The sequence below is a fragment of the Pseudomonas sp. A-1 genome (assembly GCF_004801855.1).
Lineage (GTDB): Bacteria > Pseudomonadota > Gammaproteobacteria > Pseudomonadales > Pseudomonadaceae > Geopseudomonas.
Window position 1 is genome coordinate 1 of record NZ_SSTC01000251.1, and the last position, 500, is coordinate 500.

A 500-nucleotide genomic window follows, 5' to 3' on the forward strand; every position below is an offset into this window, starting at 1 on the left:
ACCACGTCGGCCTGGCCGAACTCGGGGTTGATGTCCTCCATCTCGTGCACCTGCTCGTAGGGCACCTCGGCCTCGGCCAGCAGCACGTTCATGTGCCCCGGCATCCGCCCGGCCACCGGGTGGATCGCGTACTTCACGGTCACGCCGCGGTGGGTCAGCTTCTCGGTCAGCTCCATCAGCGCGTGCTGGGCACGGGCCACCGCCAGGCCGTAGCCGGGGACGATGATCACGCTGTCGGCGTTGCCCAAGAGGAACGCGGCATCGTCGGCCGAGCCGCTCTTCACCGGGCGCTGCTCCTGGCTGCCGGCCACGGCCGCGCCGGCTTCGGCGCCGAAGCCGCCGAGGATCACGTTGAAGAACGAGCGGTTCATCGCCTTGCACATGATGTAGGAGAGGATCGCGCCCGAGGAACCGACCAGCGAACCGGCGACGATCAGCATCGAGTTGTTCAGCGAGAAGCCGATGCCGGCCGCCGCCCAGCCCGAGTAGCTGTTGAGCAT

General features: G+C 68.2%; 1 protein-coding gene. It reads right to left on the minus strand.

Going from position 1 to position 500, the window contains the following annotated elements; all coding sequences use genetic code 11:
- Positions 1-500: NAD(P)(+) transhydrogenase (Re/Si-specific) subunit beta (locus E5198_RS21420; protein ID WP_136491887.1), on the minus strand; the 500-nt coding region annotated here is incomplete at both ends.